This window comes from Edwardsiella hoshinae NBRC 105699 = ATCC 33379, from assembly GCF_000474215.1.
In the GTDB taxonomy this organism is placed as follows: Bacteria; Pseudomonadota; Gammaproteobacteria; order Enterobacterales; family Enterobacteriaceae; genus Edwardsiella; species Edwardsiella hoshinae.
The window spans coordinates 128,773-149,450 of sequence record NZ_BAUC01000020.1 but is presented as its reverse complement, the minus strand read 5'-3'; the positions used below and the strand labels follow the sequence as shown (position 1 = coordinate 149,450).

Sequence of the window (20,678 nt, the reverse complement as noted above, 5' to 3'; positions counted from 1 at the left end):
GCTGACCATCTCCCGTTGCCTGACGAGATACCCACACGCTGTTGCTAAAGGGTCGCCGTTCTACGCGACAGCCGCAGGCGAGGAAAAGGCACTACCTTCCCCCGTCACGCACCGAGAGCAGGCCGACAGCGCGACGGCAATCTCGTATCTTACCTCCATATGTGCGTGCGGATCGCTGACGTTGCGTTCCTCCGACGGCGTCGAATACGCCGATTTGTTATATCAGCACAACGGTAAAAATTTTATTCCATAGATAAATTCAGCCTGATTGAGAGCCATGTCGTCGGCGCTCTCTGGTGATGGACGCACCTAGCCGCGTACGCCTGACACCTAGCCTGGCGATCGGCGATAGCGTCGGCACAGACACAGACACAGACACAGACACAGACACAGACACAGACACAGACACAGACACAGACACAGACACAGACACAGACAGATGGGAGCAGGCTCGCGTCAGAGAGGCAACACAATTGAGGCGCAACAGTGAAGGTGGGATAATCGGCGCGTTTCCCTCTACTGCACCGCTTTTATCAAGGAGCCGTTCCATGTCCCAGAGCATGTCCGAGAAGATTTTTGCCTTGCCAGTCGAACAGCAGGTGACCCCCTACATCAGCCTGCGTCAGTTGGACGAATTACCCATCGTGGTGGTCAATCACCCGTTGGTGCGTGCTGCCGTCGCCCTGCAAGGCGCGCATTTACTGCTGTGGCAACCGAGCGGTGAGCAGCCGGCGCTGTGGCTATCGCCAGCCTCCGCCTTTCGCCATGGTGAGCCCATCCGGGGTGGGGTACCTATCTGCTGGCCCTGGTTTGGTCCGGCGCAACAAGAGGGCTATCCGTCGCACGGCTTTGCGCGCAACCTCCCCTGGACCTTTAACGCGCACGACGAAGACGCGCAGGGCGTCACCTTGACCTTTACCCTGACGGCGAGCGAGGCTTCACGTAAGTATTGGCCACACGACTTTAGTCTGATCGCCCGTTATCGCCTGGGCCAGCACTGTGCTATGGAGCTGGACGCCTATGGCGACTACCAGTGCCAGGCCGCCTTACACAGCTATTTCAACGTCGCCGATATTCAAAGCGTCTCTGTCTCCGGTCTGGGCGACCGCTACCTGGACAAGGTGAACGGTGGCAAGCCGGGCGTACAACAAGGGGCGCTAACCTTCTCCGCCCGCACCGATCGGGTCTATACCGCACCTGACGCCTTTAGTGTGATCCACGATGACGGTTTCCAGCGTAGCATCGAGATCCACCACCATCAGCATAGCGATGTGGTCGCCTGGAACCCGTGGAGTGAGATCGCCGCCGCGATGGCCGACATGCCGAACGAGGGTTACCACACGATGGTCTGTGTGGAGACCGCTCGCGTTAGCCAACCGCTGCGGGCCAGCGATGGCAACCCGGCCCACCTCGCCGCTACGCTACGCCTACGTCCGCAGCGCTAAGACCTTTCACCGCCTCCCGCCTGGTGTGGGGGGCGGGCTAGTGACGCGGCGCCACCATCTTTTCCCATCATCTCACCACGCTATCCCTGCGTTCCCTCTTGCCACGCCAAACCAGCTCGCCGCCTGATGGCTGCTCCTAACGCCACATTCCGGCAATCGGCGGACTGCGGGCTCGCCATCGCGTTGCGCTGGATCACCGCCAGATCGCTCGCAACCTTAACCGGGAGATAGTAAGACGCCCCCTTGTACATCTCTTCATCTCATGCCTTAGCTATCACTTGCAAATAATTATCATTACTAATTATTATGTATGACCTTTAGATACTTCTGGGTTATGCATATGATAAAAAAGCTCGTTTTCAGCACACTGTTGCCCTGTTGCTCTCTGCTCTCGGCACAAGCGGCGGAGCCGGAGAAAAAAAACGCCGAGGATATTGTTTATGTCATCGAGAAAAAGGAAGAAAAAATCAATGAGACGACCATCTCGCAGAATGAGATAGAAAATCAGCTGATCTTCGATATGCAGGATATTGTCCGTCACCTGCCCGATGTCGGCGTCTCCAGCGACGGGCGCTTTGGCAATAATGGCTATAGCATGCGTGGTGTCGATAAAGATCGCGTGGCCATCTCCGTCGATGGCATACCGCAGGGTGAAACGTTCGACAACCTGATTTACAAGGGGTATGGCTATTTTAACGGCAGCATTAACAACGTGGAAACCGAGCAACTGAAAAGCGTGCTGATCACCAAGGGCGCCGACTCATTATTCTTGGGCAGCGGCGCCTTAGGCGGTGGCGTACAATATGTCAGCAAAGATCCCAGCGATCTGATCAAATCGGGTAATAGCGGTTTTGTTTCCCGCACGGCCTATAGCTCAAAAAATGATGAAAAGATGCAGACTCTCGGCGGCGCATTTAGCGGCGATCAGTTGGAAGCCATGCTGCTCTACACTTACCGTAACGGCCATGAAACCGACAACTTCCGTCATGAAAACGATGTCTTTGGCCATGCGCGTGGCACGCCAGATCCACAGGATAGGACACGTCAGTCGCTGCTCTCCAAATTCAATCTCATGCTAGGCGAGACGCACACCCTTAGCGCTACCGTCGAATATGCTAAAGAAAAAACCTACACCGATGAGAAATCATGGTACCTCTTCTCTAAATACTATCGCACCGGTGATGATATTGCGGAAAAAAGGCGTTATAGCATCTCCGACACCTGGCTACCTAGTGCTTACATCGACAGCGTCAAGACCGAGTTTAACTGGCAAAAAATCGACCAAACGGCTTTTAGCACGATCTATGAAAACGCTGCGCAGGGATCTTATAGCGATATTTTCGAAGAGAAACGCCGCCGACTGACCCAATATGGCCGTTACCTGAATAACGAGATTTCATTCAATCACGGCTCATTATTTGCAACACGCCATCATATGACCCTACGCAGCCAATATGCCACGAAGCGTTTTGATAATGTGAATGCGGATACGACCTGGTTGGGTAATCCTAAACAGCCCTATCTGGATGATAAAAAAATCATCCGTCCTGTCTCTAGCCGCGATATCAATGCCACCCTCGTCGATGAGATCACACTGCCCGACGAGAAGCTCAGCGTTATCGTCGGCGCCCGCTATGATCATGTTACGCACAAGCCCGATGCGGGAGTGTTATCCCTGGCGAAAGATAGCGATCCCCAACCTAACCGCTATTCCGCCCTCTCATGGGCGCTGAGCGCCAACTACGCAATGACGCCCAACTATACGTTGCAGTATAAAATCGGTAAGGGTTTCCGTATTCCTACGGCACAAGAACTCTATTTCGATTATGGCGATAGCATCGCGGCTAACCGTGTCGAGCCGAATCCCAACTTAAGACAGGAGCACGGCCTCAGTAACGAAATTGCCCTCAGTTATCATGGTGAGCTGCTCCAGAATAAAATCAACGCCTATTACACCAAATATACTGACTTTATCGATCTCAAGCAGACCGAGAAACAAGTCCCTAATCCTTGGTACGATCCAAGCAATCCGTCACGCTGGAACAAGCCGACACTGTCGCAGAATCACCTACAATACGCCAATGTCGCCTCGGCAGCCATTTGGGGGCTAGAGCTGAGCAACGAATTTCATATCAGTAAGGCGCTAGGCGGGCAAGATAACTATAGCCTACGCAACAACTTGAGCTACGCCCGAGGAAAAGATGCCGATGGCAACGCATTACTCTCGATCCAACCCTTTAAATGGGTCTCCTCTATCGCCTATCGCGATCTCGCCGGAAAATATGGCGCAGAATTCTTTATGACCTATGCGGCAAAGAAAAAAGCGAGCCAGGCCATCCATAATGGCCGCCCCTGGCCCTACCTGAGCGCGAGCTATGTGGTGTTTGATACCACAGCCTACTATAACATCAGTGATAATATTTCACTGCGCGCCGGCGTCTTTAATCTGTTGAATCGAAAATATAGCACCTGGGACACGCTACGCAGCCTGCCAGAATTCGGTACAACCAATCAGATAGATCGCGATAGAGTTGGCCTACAACGCTTCACCGCACCGGGGCGAAACTTCGCCGCCGATATTTCCTTCTACTTCTAACCTCCCCGCTTCAACGTCCAAGGTGAGCGTTTGAGGCAGGCAACAAAAACAGGGTCGTCGAGGCGACCCTGTTACTCTATAACGCTTCACCTCACGCACTTAGAAGGTGTAGGTTACCCCTGACCACAACATACCGGTGTAATCCTTGCTGATCATCGGGCTGTTGGTGATCTCGTCGCTCAGCGAGACATAACGCCCGGCGAAGAAGGCGTTCCACTTGGCGCTGATACGATAGTGCGCGGTCAGCTCCAGGTAAGGCGACCAGCTATTTTTCGCGCTGTACTGTGCCAATGTGCTGCGGCGGGACTCATCGCTGGAGACACCGAAGTAGTAGTTGTTCTGGTTAGCGCTGTTCCAGGTCACCCCGACTCCCGGCGTGAAGCTCCAGTCGCCCTGACGCCAGGTGTAAAGGTAGGCCAGATCACCGACAAACCCGTTGCTATTATCCAGGATGTCGCCGGAGAAGGCGGCACGCAAGGTTCCCCAGCTCTCGTGGTGGCTATAACTCAAACCAGCCATGACGGTGGCGTAACGATTATCCAGACGCTGCATACGCCAGTCGTCGCTGTCGCTGGCGCGGTAACGCCAGGGTGAATAAAAGACGGTCGCGCTCAACTGATCCTGCTGATCTTTCCACAGGTAATAACCGGCGGTCAGGCTATGAAAATAGAAATCATCACTATCATAGTTCACCATTGGCACCGGATAAACGCGCTCAGATTCCCCACGGTATGGATCCGGAGAAACCAGAGCAGAAGCACCGATAGACCAGGTGCCAGCCTGAGCGGCGGCGCTAACCAGCAGGGAGAGAGTACCCAGCGCGCAGAGCGTACGTTTTTTCACCTTTACATCATCCAATAAAAAATAAAAATATGTTGAATGATTATACTCATTAAGTGGTTGATAGCATCAGTTTTTATCTAAAAAATTGTTAACATGCCACTTTTCATCCGCTTCTCCGTCTCACCCCATCCCACGGCCGATTGACGCGTAGCTGCCCATTCTTTCCCCCGCCATCGCGCGGGAAAAACCCTAAACTGAGTGCTTGAAATCGCTTAAAAAAAGACGGAACCCACTCGCACATTCGAGGGAGTCCGCTAAGCTTGATCTCAGGGGGAGACTGCGGTCGGCCCGCCGGATGCGGATGCCTTAGGGCGGCGGTGCGTCGCCGCCGATCGTGCCGTTGGGGCATCTTCCTTAACTTGTGCTGACAAAAGGATGGGCATCGCTATGAACATATTTGAACAATATCGCCAGCGTTATGAATCGGCCAAGGATGAGGAGCTGACGCTACAAGCCTTTCTGACCCTCTGCCGCCAGGATCGCAGCGCCTATGCCAACGCCGCCGAGCGCCTGTTACAGGCCATCGGCACCCCAGAAATGATCGACACCGCGCAGGATCCCCGCCTTTCCCGCCTATTCTCGAACCGCGTCATCGCCCGCTACCCCGCCTTCGCCGAGTTCTACGGTATGGAAGAGGCTATCGAGCAGATTGTCGCCTACCTGCGCCACGCCGCGCAGGGATTAGAAGAGAAGAAGCAGATCCTCTATCTGCTGGGGCCGGTCGGCGGGGGTAAATCCTCACTGGCCGAACGATTGAAGGCGTTGATGCAATGCGTCCCCATCTATGTGTTGAGTGCCAACGGTGAACGCAGTCCGGTCAACGACCACCCGCTGTGTCTGTTCCATCACCAGCAGGATGGCGCCTTACTGAGCCAAGAGTATGGCATCCCGCCACGCTACCTGGGCACCATCATGTCGCCCTGGGCGGCCAAGCGGCTGCACGAATTCGGCGGCGATATCACCCAGTTCCGGGTAGTCAAGGTGTGGCCATCGATCCTGCATCAGATCGCCATCGCCAAGACCGAACCGGGTGACGAAAACAATCAGGATATCTCCGCCCTGGTGGGTAAAGTGGATATCCGTAAGCTAGAACATTACGCCCAAAACGATCCCGATGCCTATGGTTACTCCGGCGCGCTGTGTCGGGCCAATCAGGGGATCATGGAGTTCGTGGAGATGTTTAAGGCGCCGATCAAGGTGTTACACCCGTTGCTGACCGCAACCCAAGAGGGTAACTATAACGGTACCGAGGGGATTTCCGCCCTGCCCTTTAGCGGCATCATTCTGGCACACTCCAACGAATCGGAGTGGGTACAGTTCCGCAATAACAAGAACAACGAAGCCTTCCTCGACCGTGTCTACATCGTCAAAGTACCCTACTGCCTGCGTATCTCGGAGGAGATTAAGATCTACGACAAGCTGTTGCATAACAGCGAATTGGCATTGGCGCCCTGTGCTCCCGGAACCCTGGAGACCCTGGCCAGCTTCAGCGTGTTGTCGCGCCTGAAGAGCCCGGAGAATTCCAGTCTGTACTCCAAGATGCGCGTCTACGATGGCGAAAGTCTGAAAGATACCGATCCCAAGGCTAAATCTTATCAAGAGTATCGCGACTATGCCGGGGTGGATGAAGGCATGAACGGCCTGTCGACCCGCTTCGCCTTTAAGATCCTCTCCAAGGTGTTTAACTTCGACCACGGCGAGGTGGCGGCTAACCCCGTGCATCTGTTCTATGTATTGGAACAGCAGATCGAGCGCGAACAGTTCCCGCAGGAGGTGGCGGAAAAGTATCTCGAACACCTGAAGGGCTACCTGATCCCGAAATATGTCGAATTCATCGGTAAGGAGATCCAGACCGCCTACCTAGAGTCCTATTCGGAGTATGGACAGAACATTTTCGACCGTTACGTCACCTATGCCGATTTCTGGATCCAGGATCAAGAGTACCGCGATCCGGACACCGGCCAACTGTTCGACCGCGAATCGCTCAACGCCGAGTTGGAGAAGATCGAGAAACCGGCGGGGATCAGTAACCCGAAAGATTTCCGTAATGAAATCGTCAACTTCGTGCTGCGCGCCCGTGCCCACAACAATGGGCATAACCCCAACTGGACCAGCTATGAGAAGTTACGCACGGTGATCGAGAAGAAGATGTTCTCCAACACCGAGGAGCTACTGCCGGTGATCTCGTTCAATGCCAAGACCTCCAGCGAAGAGCAGAAAAAGCACGATGACTTCGTGCACCGCATGATGGAGAAGGGCTATACCCGCAAGCAGGTACGCCTGTTGTGCGAATGGTATCTGCGCGTGCGCAAATCATCATAAGGGTGTGCGGGGCGGCGTTTAGCCGCCCTTTTCCAGCGCTTGGCAGATAGGGAGGCGCCATGTCTTACTTTATCGATCGTCGCCTAAACGGCAAGAACAAGAGCGCGGTAAACCGCCAGCGCTTCCTGCGCCGCTACACCGCGCAGATCAAGAAATCCGTAGCGGATGCCATCCATCGCCGCTCCGTCTCCGATGTTGAGAGCGGCGAATCGGTCACCATCTCGCACGATGACATCAGCGAACCCCTGTTTCAACAGGGGACGGGGGGGGAACGCCAACGGGTTCATCCTGGTAATGATCACTTCATACAGCATGACCGCATCGAGCGTCAGCAGGGCGGCGGCACGGGCGCAGGCAGCGGCGAAGCAGGTAACGGAGAAGGCGGCGAGGATGACTTCGTCTTCCAGCTCTCCAAAGAGGAGTACTTGGATCTGCTGTTCGACGATCTGGCGCTGCCCAACCTACGCCACAACCACTACCGCCAGCTGACCGAGTTTAAGAGCCATCGCGCCGGCTACACCGCCAGCGGGGTGCCGGCTAACATCAGTGTGGTGCGTTCGCTACAGAACTCCTTGGCTCGGCGTACCGCGATGAGCGCCGCCAAACGGCGTGAGTTACGCCAGTTGGAGGAGCAGCTCGATGCGCTACAACAGCGTGAGCCAGCACAGCCCCTAGAAAGCCTGCGTCTACGCCGTGAGATCGAGGCGCTACGCCAGCGTATCGCCCGGGTACCGTTCATCGACAGCATCGATCTCCGCTACAAGAATTATGAACGGCGCCCCGAACCTTCTAGCCAGGCGGTGATGTTCTGCCTGATGGATGTCTCCGGATCGATGGATCAAGCCACCAAGGAGATGGCGAAACGCTTCTATATTCTGCTGTATCTGTTTCTGAGCCGTAACTATAAGAATATCGAAGTGGTCTACATTCGCCACCATACGCAAGCCAAGGAGGTCGATGAACAGGAGTTTTTCTATTCCCAGGAGACCGGCGGCACCATCGTCTCCAGCGCCTTGAAGCTGATGGATGAAATCGTGCGCGCGCGCTATGATCCGGCGCAGTGGAATATCTACGCCGCGCAGGCCTCCGACGGCGACAACTGGGCCGACGACTCGCCGCTGTGTCAGACGCTATTGAGCGAACGCCTGTTACCCTTGGTGCGCTACTACTGCTACATCGAGATCACCCGTCGCGCTCACCAGACCCTGTGGCGTGAATATGAGGCCTTGAGCCGCAGTTGCGACAACTTCGCCATGCAACATATCCGCGAACAGCAGGACATCTACCCGGTATTCCGTGAGTTGTTCGCCCGTCAGCTCATCAACGATTGAATCCCTCGCCCCTGCCGCCCGCTGGGCGGCATAACCTGCTGACTTTTCGCGTATCATTAAATTACTTTACAAAGCGGTGCAGAACATTTTTCATATTTTGTGGCCTAATACGGACAGTTAAATTTTAATTTTCATGCTGTAGGAAAGTCATCGCATGCATTCCAGCCAAAAAGCCACCCACTGGCGAGAAGTGTGGCACCTGATCAAACCCTATTGGGTCTCGGACGAAAAATTCAGCGCCTGGAGTCGTCTGTGCGCCATCATCGTGCTGACGCTGGCCGCGGTGTATCTGAACGTCCTGTTTAACGAGTGGAACCGCGTATTCTACGATGCTCTGCAAAACCGCAACTATGCGGTGTTTAAGGCGCAATTAATCCGTTTCAGCTATCTGGCGTTTATCTACATCGCCATCGCCATCTTCCGCATCTATCTGACCCAAGGGCTGCAAATGCTGTGGCGCCAGTGGATGACCCGGCGCTATATGGATCGCTGGCTACAGCACCAGGCTTACTACCATACCGAGATGCAGCAATCGATCGATAACCCCGACCAGCGTATTGCCCAGGATCTGAGTGCGTTGACTAACGGCACCCTCTCCCTAACCTTGGGACTGCTCTCCAGCCTGGTGACCTTGTTCTCTTTCGTCGCCATCCTGTGGTCGGTTTCTGGTTCGCTGTCGCTGATGATCGCCGGCCATGCCCTGGAGATCCCCGGTTACATGGTGTGGTTCGCCCTGCTCTACGCCGGACTGGGCTCCTTGATGATCTGGCTGGTCGGCCGACCGTTGGTCAATCTCTCCTTTGATCAGGAGCGTTTCGAGGCCAACTTCCGCTTTGGCCTGATCCGCATCCGTCATAATGCCGACCCCATCGCCCTGTATCATGGCGAGCCGCAGGAGCGCCAGCAGCTCGATGGCCAGTTCCAGAACATCCGCCGTAACTGGTGGAGCATCATGCGTCTGACCCGGCGCCTGAATTTCGCCAGTAACTTCTATGGTCAGTTCGCCATCATCTTCCCGATCCTGGTGGCCGCCCCACGTTATTTCGCCAACGCCATTCAGCTCGGCACCCTGATGCAGATCTCCTCGGCCTTCGGCCAGGTACAGGGGGCGCTCTCTTGGTTTATCAACGCGTTCGACGATCTGGCCGCCTGGAAAGCCTGTGTCAACCGTCTGGCGGGGTTCAATAAAGCCGTGGCCGATCTGGCGCAGCATCCCGGCGATATTCGCCATGGCCGGACCCAGGATGCCGATCAGGCGCTGATGATCAACCGGCTGACGCTGCAAATTCACCAGGGGCGCACGCTGTTCAATGAGGTTAGTCTACAGGTACAGCGCGGCGATCGTATCCTGATCACCGGGCCGTCCGGTTGTGGCAAGTCGACGCTGTTGCGCGCCATCGCTGGCGTCTGGCCTTATGGCCACGGCGAAATCTTGCGCCCAGACGAGGAGACGCTGCGCACCCTATTCCTGCCACAGCGCAGCTATCTGCCGATAGGCAGCCTGCGCGATGCCATCTGTTACCCCTATAACGCCACGACCCACAGCGATGAGCAACTGCAAACGATCCTCCGCGCCTGTCGCCTGAATCACCTGTGTGATCAACTGGCGACACGCGCCAACTGGTCGCAACAGCTCTCACCCGGCGAGCAGCAGCGCATCGCTTTCGCCCGTGCCCTGGCGTTGCAACCGGATATTCTGTATCTGGACGAGGCGACCAGCGCCCTGGATGAAGACACCGAACAGCATGTCTACCGCCTACTGGAGGCGTGGTTACCGGGCCTGACCCTGATCAGCGTAGCGCATCGCAGCAGCGTCGCGCCGTTCCATACCCTGCGCTGGCACTTTAGCAAGACAACGTCCTCCCAAGACGCCGCACCCGACTTCGCGCCGGCACAGGTCGAGATCTCCCCACTCGGTGCACATTAAACGCCGACGGCCGGGGCATCACGCCCCGGCCGCCTTACATCACAGCCACCTTAATCGTGATGTTAACGCCGCTCATACACGCTACGCTGTGGGTGACGCGGGCGTATTGATCAACCTATCCAGCCGTGGCGCCAGCCACCAGCAGATCAACGCCACAATCACCGTCGCCAGCGCTAAAGCATAGAAATAGCTAGCGTACTGTTGCAGGGAATGTAACGCGTCCCTCCCGGCGTCGTTGTCGCTGGCGGAGAAACCGGCCAGCCAGGCCGCGCCCAGCGAAGCCAACGCCAGCACCATCCCCCAGGCGCCATAGATAAAACCGCGAACCTCACGCGGGAACAACTTAGCCAGCATCGACTGCCCCAACGCCGAGATCAGCAACTCGCCGATGGCGAATAGCAGATGCGGCGCGATGATCCAGAACGGTGAGACAATACCCTGGTCATTCGCGAAGAAGCGGGCGCTACCGGCGCAGGCAAACGCGGCGGCACAGGCCAGCATTCCCACGGCGAACTTAACCGGCATAGACGGATCTCGCCCGCGCTCTCCCAGCCAGGTATAGAGCCAGGCCAAACCGGGACTGAGTACGATGACCCACATCGGATTCAGTGCCTGGAAGGAGACCGGATTGATAACAATCCCCAGCAGAGAAGGTCGCACGTTATTGATGGCGAAGAAGTTCAGCGAGGTCGGCATCTGGTTGTAGAGGATAAAGAACACTAAGGCTTGCCCCATCAGCACCACCCCCACCACCATCTTGAGACGCGAGATCCGCGGCTCTCGGCGCAGGATACGCACGATCAACAGCAAGATGATCAGGGCGACGGTCAGCAACAGCAGCCGAGTGATCAGCAGCTCGCGCAACAGAAACATGCTCATCCCCACCACCAGCAACGCACTGCCCAGGTAAGCGGCCATGATACGCCCCCCTGGCTTGCGGCTATCTACCGGGCTGGCATTCACCAGATAGCGCTTGTAACGCGCCAACAGCAACAGGTTGATCACCATCCCCGCCGTACTGAGGATAAATGCCGCCTGCCAGCCGAGGCGGGCGGCGACCTCCGCCGCCGCGATGGTCGTCAAGAAGGCGCCGATATTGTTGACCATGTAAAACAAGGTGAAGGCGCTATCCAAGCGTTGATCGCCCTGATTGTAGGCTGCGGCGACCAACGCCGGGGCCGCCACCCCGCCGATACTACGCCCAACGATCACGCAGCCTAGACCGGCGAAAAGCCACAGCGTCACCTCGCTGAGCGAGGCATAGGTAATCAGCGCATAGCCCACCCCTTGGAAGGCGTAGCCCCACCACAGGGTACGTTTGGCGCCTAACACCTTGTCCGCCAGCCAGCCTCCGACAAACAATAATGAAGCGCCGATGGCCGTGAAACTACCAAAGATGCTGAAGGCGCTTTTCTCGTCGAGGTGGAGCGCATCATGCAGAAAGACCGGCAGTACGGTCCACAGACTGTAGAAGGAGACCGCCCACCAAAACTGGCAAGCGCACAGAATATAGAACGTCGTGGGGTAACGCCGAATCATGAGGCACCTCCCAGCATCCTCTCCTCATCGTACAGATGTGACGGACAGGGAAAGGTGGCGGCGAAAAAGTGACGATATCCTTGGAAGGCTTGCCAGATGTCGGACTTGGCGCTGATCTCAAACGGCGAGTGCATGGAGAGCAAGGGCACGCCAGCGTCGACGACGCAGGGGCCATGCTGGGCGAGGAAGCGGGCGATAGTGCCTCCCCCACCCTCATCGACCTTACCTAACAAACCGTTCTGCCAGCGTAAGGCGTGACGATCCAACATCTGTTGCAACAGGGCAAGGTATTCGGCATCGGCATCGTTGGTCAAGTTCTTCCCTCCCGCCCCGGTGTATTTACTCAACACCATTCCCCCGCCTAAGCGAGCGGCGTTATCGGCGTCATGAACCTCGGGAAACAGCGGGTCGAGCGCCGGCACCACATCCGCCGACAGGGCGTAAGAGTGCCAGAGACACTGACGCAATTGGCTAACTGCCGCCCCGGGGGTACGCTGCAACAACATCTCAATCACCCAGGGGAAGAAATCGGACTGCATCCCGGTAGCCCCCGCCGATCCGGTCTCCTCTTTATCCAAGAACAGACAAAGTAGAGTCTGTTCCGGTTGCGCACAGGCCAGCAATGCCTGCCATGCTGTATAGACACACACTCGGTCATCTTGACCATAGCCGCCGAGCAGCGAGCCATCGAAGCCGACATCGCGGCTGTCGCCGGCTGGCACCAGCGCCAGCTCGGCGCGCAGGAAGTCGGCCTCTTCTAGCGCATAGTCACGCTGCAAACACGCCAAGATCTGGTGCTTAACCCGCGCCTTGGTCTCTTCTGCCAAGTCGGCTAAGGGGAGGCTTCCCACCAGGATCTGCAACTCTTCCCCCTTTAATAGCTCATCGCCCGGGCGCTTACGCTGGATCTTCGCATCCAAATGCGGCAATAGATCGGGAATGGCGAACACCGGCTGGTCGTCCCGCTCCCCCAAGGCTAGCTCGATACGCCCATGTTGCCGGGTGAAGACCACGCCATGCAACGCCAATGGTCTGGCCCCCCACTGGTACTTCTTGATCCCACCGTAATAATGGGTACGCATCAGCGCCAATCCCTGCGCCTCATGGAGCGGGTTCGGCTTCAGATCGAGACGCGGCGCGTCACAGTGTGCGGCAATAATACGCACCCCCTGGCTTAAGGGCGCACGCCCCATGACGATCAACGCCATGCTCTTATTGCGATTACTACAATAATATTTTCCCCCGGCCACCAGCGTCTCCGTGGCCACTAAAGGAGTAAACCCTTGTCGGTTCGCCTCATCGCGAATCACGCGAATACACTCCCGCTCGGTTTTAGCTCGATTGAGAAAGGCTTTATATCCCTTACAAAATAATTCCACCTGGTCTATATATTCAGAAGATAAATAGTCATCCATTGCCGCCCCCCTTGAATATCCATTTTTAGGAGCGGGAATAATATAACCTGCGATTTGCCTGATTATTGAAACAGATCACCAAATAAATCATTTATTTTAGTGTTATATTTTAACTTAACCATGCGATTGTTATATTTATCACTATTTCTCGCTCGCTGTGTTAGCAAAATAATGACCAGGCTCATGGCAATTCACGCCGATAACTCTCCCTCAGCCGAGGCCTAAGGCGATAACGGGTGATCAACAAGCGAGATGCCGCAAGGAGAATGGCCTCCATGATATGGCGGCGACACCACGCGAGATACAGAACAAAAGGTAACTCATACTTATGATTAGCAGAGGTAACGGCACAGGATATCCCGCTACGGTAGACGTCGAATACGCGCCGCCGCTCCGACAGCATCCCTGATATGGGCCAATTTCGCTGCCTTCGCGTAAAACAAAACGACTAACTGTGAAGTAAGCCACAACACATGACATCCTCGGCCCGTCAAAATAGGTATCATTGGCAAAAGATGCTAGTGTTATTAATTATAAACATAGTCGACTAATTAATTCAGCCATCTTATTTACTCGCTTGTTAATCGATACCGCTCGCCGGGTCATTTATTGCAACACCAAGGGAAAGACACCATGAGTACTCTCACTGAACTGCCCGAGCACGGCATTCACCTTCATGATACCGTGCATTTCGACCATGAAGTATCTCGCCTGATCGGTGAAACCGTCAGCGCGCTTATCGAACGCGATGGTGACATCATTTATGGGGATTTGATTCATGCCATCGCACGCACGGCCCGCAACGAATCCTGCCAACAACGTCGGACGTTGTTGCTCAGCGCATTGGATCGATTGCTGGGCGATCAGCCGGCTCGCGGCGAACTCGCCTAAGACGCCAATCGCGCCAGCTAGGTTCCCGCGTCTGGCTAGCGTCCAAGCCTAGCAACATACGGCAACATAAGGTACTGGCGTCGCCGCTTAGGCTGCGTTATGGTGAAAGCAGGACGGGTAGCGTTAACCGATCAGCGTAACGAGCATCGTTCGCGTCCCCGTAACCGCGATCATTTTCAAGGAGACCTTTTATGACCAAGCCGCATCACATTGCCGAATGGGCACGCGTGCGTGAAACCTCTTTAGAAATCGCCGAAGCCATCTTCGAAATCGCCCACGATGACGAAGCCCTGGCCCAACAGATTTGGGAAGAAGGAAACGATGAGGTTCTGCCTTTGGCCTTCGCCAAGACGGACAAGGATCAACTCTATTGGGGCGACGAGACCATCGCGCGCAGCGACGTCTGATTTTCCACCGGCGTCCTCTCCCCCGCGTTGCGGTGCCGGATGAGGACGCCGGACGTTCCGTATACCCTTTCTCCGTCATCCTTCCCGTCCCCTTCCGTCCGCCCATTAGCTCGACCCTCGTCCGGTGCGCTCGCACGTTACATCTCGATGGCGGCAGGTTTCACTCCCGTAGACTACGCTTGTATCAGGACGGCGTGCCGCAGTCCATACAACGACTTAAGGGAGGTGTGCGATGGCCATATCAACCGCGGGATCCCGCAGCAGCCGGTGCCTGAGTGATGGCCCGGACTGGACGTTTCCGTTATTGCAGACCTACCTGACGGAGATCGATCGCGTCGCCAAACACTATCGCCTGACGACCTACCCACACCAGATCGAGATCATTACCGCCGAGCAGATGATGGATGCCTACTCCAGCATCGGCATGCCCATCAACTATGCGCACTGGTCCTTCGGCAAGAAGTTCATTGAGACGGAACGCCGCTATAAACAAGGGCAACAGGGGCTGGCCTACGAGATCGTGATCAACGCTAATCCCTGCATCGCCTATCTGATGGAAGAGAATTCCATCACCTTGCAGGCATTAGTTATGGCTCATGCCTGTTATGGCCACAACTCGTTTTTCAAGAACAACTACCTGTTCCGTACCTGGACCGACGCCGGCTCGATCATCGACTACCTGCTATTCGCCCGTAACTACATCCGCCAGTGCGAAGAGCGTTACGGTGTAGAAGAGGTAGAGAAGATCCTCGACTCCAGCCATGCCCTGATGAACTATGGCGTGGATCGCTACAAACGCCCACAAAAGATCTCGTTGGACGAAGAGCGTGCCCGCCAGCAGGCGCGCGAAGCCTACCTGCAAAGCCAAGTCAACGATCTGTGGCGAACCCTGCCTCGCCGTGAAGTCGGCATCCCCGATCGCCAAGCGACGCGCTTCCCCAGCGAACCGCAAGAAAACATTCTGTATTTTATCGAGAAGAACGCGCCGCTATTGGAGCCCTGGCAGCGCGAGATCGTGCGCATCGTGCGTAAGATCAGCCAGTATTTTTATCCGCAAAAACAGACTCAAGTCATGAACGAGGGATGGGCCACTTTCTGGCACTACACCATTCTCAATCATTTATATGACGAGGGGAAGGTCAGCGACCGCTTTATGCTGGAGTTTCTGCATAGTCATACTAATGTCATCGCCCAGCCCGCCTATAACAGCCCCTACTATAGCGGCATCAATCCCTATGCGCTGGGTTTCGCCATGTATCAAGATATTAAGCGTATCTGCCAACAACCGACGACGGAAGATCGTGAATGGTTCCCCGACATCGCCGGGCGCGATTGGCTGGAAACATTGCACTTCGCCATGCGCGACTTCAAGGATGAGAGCTTTATCAGCCAGTTTCTCTCGCCACGTCTGATGCGCGAGTTTCGCCTATTCTGCGTGCAAGACGACGATCGCAACAACTATCTGGAGATCGAGGCGATCCATAATGAGGACGGTTACCGACGCCTGCGCGAACGTCTTTCCGCCCAGTATAATCTGAGTAATCTGGAGCCAAACATTCAGGTGTGGAACGTCGCGCTGCGCGGTGACCGTTCGTTGACCCTGCGCTATATTCCTCACAATCGCATTCCGCTGGAGGGGAATAGCCGTCGCGCGGTACTCAAGCATCTACAACGGTTGTGGGGCTTCGATGTCTATCTAGAGCAGCTCAACCCGGACGGCGGCGTCGAGCTGTTGGAGCGCTGCCCGCCACACCCCACTGGCCTATAACACACAGGGGCGCCGAGACGCCCCTGAAGCCACTACTCCACTATGCCAACACGGCCTCTACGCTTAGCCACGCCCCTCGGCCAAATCTCGGGGAATGCCGCTCTGCATGCTATGCCAGATAGCACCACTCTCTTTACCGTAGTTACGCACGAAGTCCATCACCTGCTCGTGTTGATGGGCCGCGGCCAACTCGCCGAGACGGGCATAGAAGGCCAACGCCAGACGGCGTGCCTGCGGATTAGAGAAATAGTAACGCCCGACTCGGGTATACAGCCCCTTCAGACCATTCAGGATCAGGCCGTAGATCGGGTTGCCGCACGCGAAGGCCAGGGCGCGAAAGATACGGTAGTCTAGGGCGGCGAACGCCTCGGCGCTGTCCTCCACCGTCGGTGCCTCGGCCACGATACTCTGCACCTTATCGGGATGCTGGCGCACCGCGGTGCGAATGAAGATTGCTGCGATATTGGTTCGCACCGCCAATACGTTGTCGATCAGTTGCGGCACACTGTCATGATCCAGACGCGCCAAGGTTTCCAGGATATTCAACCCGGAGGTTTCCCAAAAATTATTCACCTTGGTCGGTTTGCCGTGCTGGATCGTCAGCCAGCCATCACGCGCCAGACGCTGTAATACTTCACGCAGAGTCGTGCGGGTGACACCGATCAGCTCAGATAATTCACGTTCTGCTGGGAGGATGGAGCCGGGAGGAAAGCGATTATTCCAAATACTCTCAATAAGATACTCTTCCGCAAAACCAGCTGGACTCTGCGCCTTAATAACCATGTTGTTAACGTTCCGTCACGACAATAAGCAAAAACTATGGCGCTCATCATACCAGATGGCCTCCCACGGATATAGCACCAGGAGGCAGGAAAGCGCGAAACAGTGTGAGCGACAGCACAGGGCATCGCTGCGCTCTCGTTCCCCCCCTTACGCGTGATCGCGGCGGCAAAATACACCGATGTTGACTTGGCTGGAGGCAGAATGGCTGTATAATGAAAATAATTATCATTTAATGATGGTGCGAGGATTAAGGATATGGATCTGATGGGAATCGCCATTACCGGCGCCGCCGCCGTAAGTGGGACGGCTCTCCTGGTCACGCTGTTTATCGATGCGGGTCTACCGCGCTTTTGGCAACGGCGTCCTCCGCGCGCCGAACCGCGCTACGATCGCCAGTCCTGGCCCCTCACCGTACCCGACGAGGCGGCGCTGCCACGCCTTGGCACCTTGACGCCGCCCCCCTCAGCCATACCGCCCATCGGTCAACTCGATATCGTGCTACCTGCCCCGCGCATCGCGCTGGGCGATCTCCGTTGATGCCGCCGTTACGCTCTCGCATCGGCGAGCTGCGAGTAAGGCACAGCCCCTAAACCGGATATGGCCGCGGGTGCTGGTTCGCGCCATCGGCGCGCGCTTCCCCTGCACGCGCTGGACTGAACGTGGCGGCCCCACCGCTACGCCCCGCATCGGCATCAAGTGCGGCTCAGTCCCTGCGTCGAGTGTGACATATCATAGTATTCGCACGACGCGGATACCTGCCCCGTAACGAGGCGTGCCAAAAAAGCGACTAATACTGGTCGTTTATCTGGCGATTCAAGTTTCTAACCGCTTTCCTTACCCATTTCACTCCGCACCCATTGCAGGCGAGCGCTAAAATCGGCAAGCTTGGCCCTCATCGCTGGGTGCGCGCCGCCGCGCCCCGCTGAGCCGGCCGGGGATGGTGCCGTGTTTCAGGTAAGGGATTGCAGTAATCCACTAATAATTAAATGATTTACAACAGGTTATATCGGAAGCGCGATTGGCTACCTAGGGTGAAAGGAGTATAGTCTAATCATTTCTCCGCGAAGATATGCGCCATTGCGCTGTCCGGGAGCGCGACCGATACCGGCAAATCTCATAAGAAATTAGGTTTAACGACGTTATGACAATCACATATACCCAGGCCTTCGCCAAGAACTTCCTCGGTAATGCGCCGGGATGGTACAAGGTGGCCATTCTGGTATTCCTGCTTATCAATCCGCTGGTCTTCGCTATCAGCCCGTTCTGCGCCGGCTGGCTATTGGTCGTCGAGTTCATCTTTACCCTGGCGATGGCGCTCAAGTGCTACCCGCTGCAACCCGGCGGCTTGCTGGCGCTGGAAGCCGTGTTTATCGGCATGACCAGCCCAGAGAAGATCGCCCATGAGGTAGCGGCCAACCTGGAGGTCTTGCTGCTGCTGATCTTTATGGTGGCCGGGATCTATTTTATGAAGCAGTTGCTGCTGTTCGTCTTCACTAAGCTACTGCTCAACATCCGTTCCAAGATTGCGCTATCGTTGGCCTTCTGCCTGGCGGCCGCGTTCCTGTCCGCCTTCCTCGATGCCTTGACGGTGATCGCGGTGGTGATCAGCGTGGCCATCGGTTTTTACGGTATTTATCATCAGGTCGCCTCCGGTGGTGGGAGCAATGTGGCCCTGAGCGACGATAGCCAATTGACCGACAGCGCCAAGCGCGAGGCGCTGGATCAGTTTCGCGCCTTCCTACGTAGCCTGTTGATGCACGCCGGGGTGGGGACGGCGCTCGGCGGCGTGATGACCATGGTCGGCGAACCGCAGAACCTGATCATCGCCAAGAACGCCGACTGGCATTTTGTTTCTTTCCTACTACGCATGGCGCCAGTCACCGTACCGGTCTTCTTCTGCGGCATCCTGACCTGCTACCTGGTGGAACGCTTCTCACTGTTCGGCTACGGCGCGCAATTACCGGATCGTGTGCGGCAGATTTTACGTAACTTCGACCAAGAGAGCAGCAACAGCCGGACGCGCCAAGATAAACTGCGGCTGTTGATCCAGGCATTGGTCGGGGTTTGGTTAGTGCTGGCGCTGGCCTTTCATTTGGCTGAAGTCGGTTTGATCGGCCTGAGTGTGATCGTGTTGGTCACCTCGCTGTGCGGGGTCACCGATGAGCATCTAATCGGCAAGGCGTTCCAAGAATCGCTGCCTTTCACCGCCCTACTCACCGTGTTCTTCTCGGTGGTCGCGGTGATTATCGACCAACATCTGTTCACCCCCGTGATCCAGTTTGTGCTTCAGGCGTCGCCCGATCGCCAACTGACGCTGTTTTATCTGTTCAACGGTCTGCTCTCGTCGATCTCCGATAACGTGTTCGTCGGTACGGTCTATATTCATGAAGCCAAAGCCGCATTGGAGTCAGGAGCTATCTCGCTGAAACAGTTTGAGATGCTGGCCGTCGCCATCAATACTGGGACCAACTTGCCGTCGGTGGCGACCCCTAACGGCCAGGCGGCTTTCCTGTTCCTGCTGACCTCCGCGCTGGCACCGTTGATCCGCCTCTCCTATGGCCGGATGGTCTGGATGGCGCTGCCTTACACCGTCGTGATGACCCTGGTCGGGTTGCTGTGTGTCACTTTCGCCCTAGAGCCGGCGACGCAGCTCCTCTCCCAGTGGCATCTGTTAACCCTGCCGCCAGCGCAAGAGGTGCTCGCCACCGGCTTATAATCACGCGCGAGGAAACACATTTCGGCGATTTTTTTCTGGTAGTGTGCAGTCAATGGTTTACACTGACTGCACCTTTTTGTGACATGGAAGCGTAGTTATGTTGCAATTTTTGAAGCGTTGCTCCCAGGGGCGCGGAGCTTGGCTGCTGATGGCGTTAACAGCGCTGTTACTGGAACTGACCGCGCTCTATTTTCAGCACGTGATGCTGTTGAAGCCCTGCGTCATGTGTATCTACGAGCGCTGTGCACTGTTCGGCATCTTGGGTGCCGGGCTGTTGGGCGCCGTCGCGCCGCAAACCCCGCTGCGTTGGGCCGCGCTGTTATTGTGGCTGTATAGTGGGTATCGCGGCCTGGAGTTGGCTTGGCAGCACACCATGATCCAGTTGCACCCCTCTCCCTTCACCACCTGCGATTTCTTCGTCTCTTTCCCGACATGGTTGCCGTTGGATAAGTGGTTACCGGCGATCTTTTTCGCCAATGGCGATTGTGCCGAGCGTCAATGGCAGTTCTTGACGCTGGAGATGCCACAGTGGCTGGTGGGCATCTTCGCCGCCTATCTGCTGGTCGCGCTGCTGGTTTTAGTCGCCCAGTTCGTCAAAACTAAGCGTCGCTCGCTGTTCAGTCGCTAAGACATCCCCATAAAAAAACGCCAGCCCCCATCAGGGCCTGGCGTTTTTTTATGCGCCGACGGGTCTC

Annotated in this window: 15 protein-coding genes; 11 read left to right on the top strand and 4 right to left on the bottom strand. The window is 56.0% G+C overall.

Annotation, left to right across the window (positions count from 1 at the left end; genetic code table 11):
* The first annotated feature begins 560 nt into the window (after nucleotides 1-560).
* Nucleotides 561-1,445, top strand: coding sequence for a D-hexose-6-phosphate mutarotase (locus tag EHO01S_RS09560; RefSeq protein WP_024523743.1), 885 nt, complete (start codon nucleotides 561-563; stop codon nucleotides 1,443-1,445).
* A 340-nt stretch (nucleotides 1,446-1,785) separates the two neighbouring features.
* Entirely contained in the window at nucleotides 1,786-4,041 is a 2,256-nt protein-coding gene (locus EHO01S_RS09550; RefSeq protein WP_232238223.1) for a TonB-dependent hemoglobin/transferrin/lactoferrin family receptor, read from the top strand.
* 99 nt (nucleotides 4,042-4,140) lie between these two features.
* On the opposite strand, the gene EHO01S_RS09545 is transcribed toward EHO01S_RS09550, so the two are convergent.
* Nucleotides 4,141-4,884: a MipA/OmpV family protein gene (locus tag EHO01S_RS09545; RefSeq protein WP_024523741.1), complete on the bottom strand. Its 744-nt coding sequence runs from the start codon at nucleotides 4,882-4,884 to the stop codon at nucleotides 4,141-4,143.
* 387 nt (nucleotides 4,885-5,271) lie between these two features.
* Here EHO01S_RS09545 and EHO01S_RS09540 point away from each other — a divergent pair, with 387 nt between their 5' ends.
* From EHO01S_RS09540 to EHO01S_RS09530, 3 genes are all read left to right on the top strand, one after another.
* Nucleotides 5,272-7,206 carry a PrkA family serine protein kinase gene (locus tag EHO01S_RS09540; protein ID WP_024523740.1) on the top strand — a complete coding sequence of 645 codons (1,935 nt, stop codon included), beginning with the start codon at nucleotides 5,272-5,274 and terminating at the stop codon, nucleotides 7,204-7,206.
* Nucleotides 7,207-7,265: 59 nt separating this feature from the next.
* A complete protein-coding gene (locus EHO01S_RS09535; protein ID WP_024523739.1) occupies nucleotides 7,266-8,537 on the top strand; it encodes a YeaH/YhbH family protein in 1,272 nt (423 codons plus the stop codon).
* A gap of 154 nt (nucleotides 8,538-8,691) precedes the next feature.
* Nucleotides 8,692-10,464: an ABC transporter ATP-binding protein/permease gene (locus EHO01S_RS09530; protein WP_024523738.1), complete on the top strand. Its 1,773-nt coding sequence runs from the start codon at nucleotides 8,692-8,694 to the stop codon at nucleotides 10,462-10,464.
* Between the two features lie 81 nt (nucleotides 10,465-10,545).
* Here EHO01S_RS09530 and EHO01S_RS09525 read toward each other — a convergent pair whose 3' ends face one another.
* On the bottom strand, nucleotides 10,546-12,003 hold the full coding sequence (locus tag EHO01S_RS09525; protein ID WP_024523737.1) for a peptide MFS transporter: 1,458 nt from the start codon (nucleotides 12,001-12,003) through the stop codon (nucleotides 10,546-10,548).
* Nucleotides 12,000-13,418 (bottom strand): aminopeptidase, encoded by a 1,419-nt coding sequence (locus EHO01S_RS09520; RefSeq protein WP_024523736.1) that lies wholly within the window; start codon nucleotides 13,416-13,418, stop codon nucleotides 12,000-12,002. Before EHO01S_RS09520 ends, EHO01S_RS09525 begins: the two co-directional genes overlap by 4 nt.
* 633 nt (nucleotides 13,419-14,051) lie before the next feature.
* On the opposite strand from EHO01S_RS09520, the gene EHO01S_RS09515 reads away from it, so the two are divergent.
* The 3 genes from EHO01S_RS09515 to EHO01S_RS09505 all read left to right on the top strand — a co-directional run bounded on the left by EHO01S_RS09515 (nucleotide 14,052) and on the right by EHO01S_RS09505 (nucleotide 16,484).
* The gene (locus EHO01S_RS09515) at nucleotides 14,052-14,309 is read left to right on the top strand and encodes a hypothetical protein (protein WP_024523735.1); all 258 of its coding nucleotides are present in this window, start codon (nucleotides 14,052-14,054) and stop codon (nucleotides 14,307-14,309) included.
* Between the two features lie 191 nt (nucleotides 14,310-14,500).
* The gene (locus EHO01S_RS09510; protein WP_024523734.1) at nucleotides 14,501-14,716 is read left to right on the top strand and encodes a YccJ family protein; all 216 of its coding nucleotides are present in this window, start codon (nucleotides 14,501-14,503) and stop codon (nucleotides 14,714-14,716) included.
* A 232-nt stretch (nucleotides 14,717-14,948) separates the two neighbouring features.
* Nucleotides 14,949-16,484, top strand: a complete 1,536-nt coding sequence (locus EHO01S_RS09505) for a SpoVR family protein (RefSeq protein WP_024523733.1) — start codon at nucleotides 14,949-14,951, stop codon at nucleotides 16,482-16,484.
* Between the two features lie 63 nt (nucleotides 16,485-16,547).
* Here EHO01S_RS09505 and fadR read toward each other — a convergent pair whose 3' ends face one another.
* Nucleotides 16,548-17,267, bottom strand: coding sequence for a fatty acid metabolism transcriptional regulator FadR (gene fadR, locus EHO01S_RS09500; RefSeq protein WP_024523732.1), 720 nt, complete (start codon nucleotides 17,265-17,267; stop codon nucleotides 16,548-16,550).
* Nucleotides 17,268-17,522: 255 nt separating this feature from the next.
* Between fadR and EHO01S_RS09495 the strand changes: the two genes are divergently transcribed.
* The 3 genes from EHO01S_RS09495 (at nucleotide 17,523) to dsbB (ending at nucleotide 20,611) form a co-directional block, all read left to right on the top strand.
* Nucleotides 17,523-17,804 carry a hypothetical protein gene (locus tag EHO01S_RS09495; protein WP_024523731.1) on the top strand — a complete coding sequence of 94 codons (282 nt, stop codon included), beginning with the start codon at nucleotides 17,523-17,525 and terminating at the stop codon, nucleotides 17,802-17,804.
* Nucleotides 17,805-18,408: 604 nt separating this feature from the next.
* Nucleotides 18,409-19,983 (top strand): sodium/proton antiporter NhaB, encoded by a 1,575-nt coding sequence (nhaB, locus tag EHO01S_RS09490; protein ID WP_024523730.1) that lies wholly within the window; start codon nucleotides 18,409-18,411, stop codon nucleotides 19,981-19,983.
* A 97-nt stretch (nucleotides 19,984-20,080) separates the two neighbouring features.
* Nucleotides 20,081-20,611 carry a disulfide bond formation protein DsbB gene (gene dsbB, locus EHO01S_RS09485; RefSeq protein ID WP_024523729.1) on the top strand — a complete coding sequence of 177 codons (531 nt, stop codon included), beginning with the start codon at nucleotides 20,081-20,083 and terminating at the stop codon, nucleotides 20,609-20,611.
* Nucleotides 20,612-20,678 lie beyond the last annotated feature (67 nt).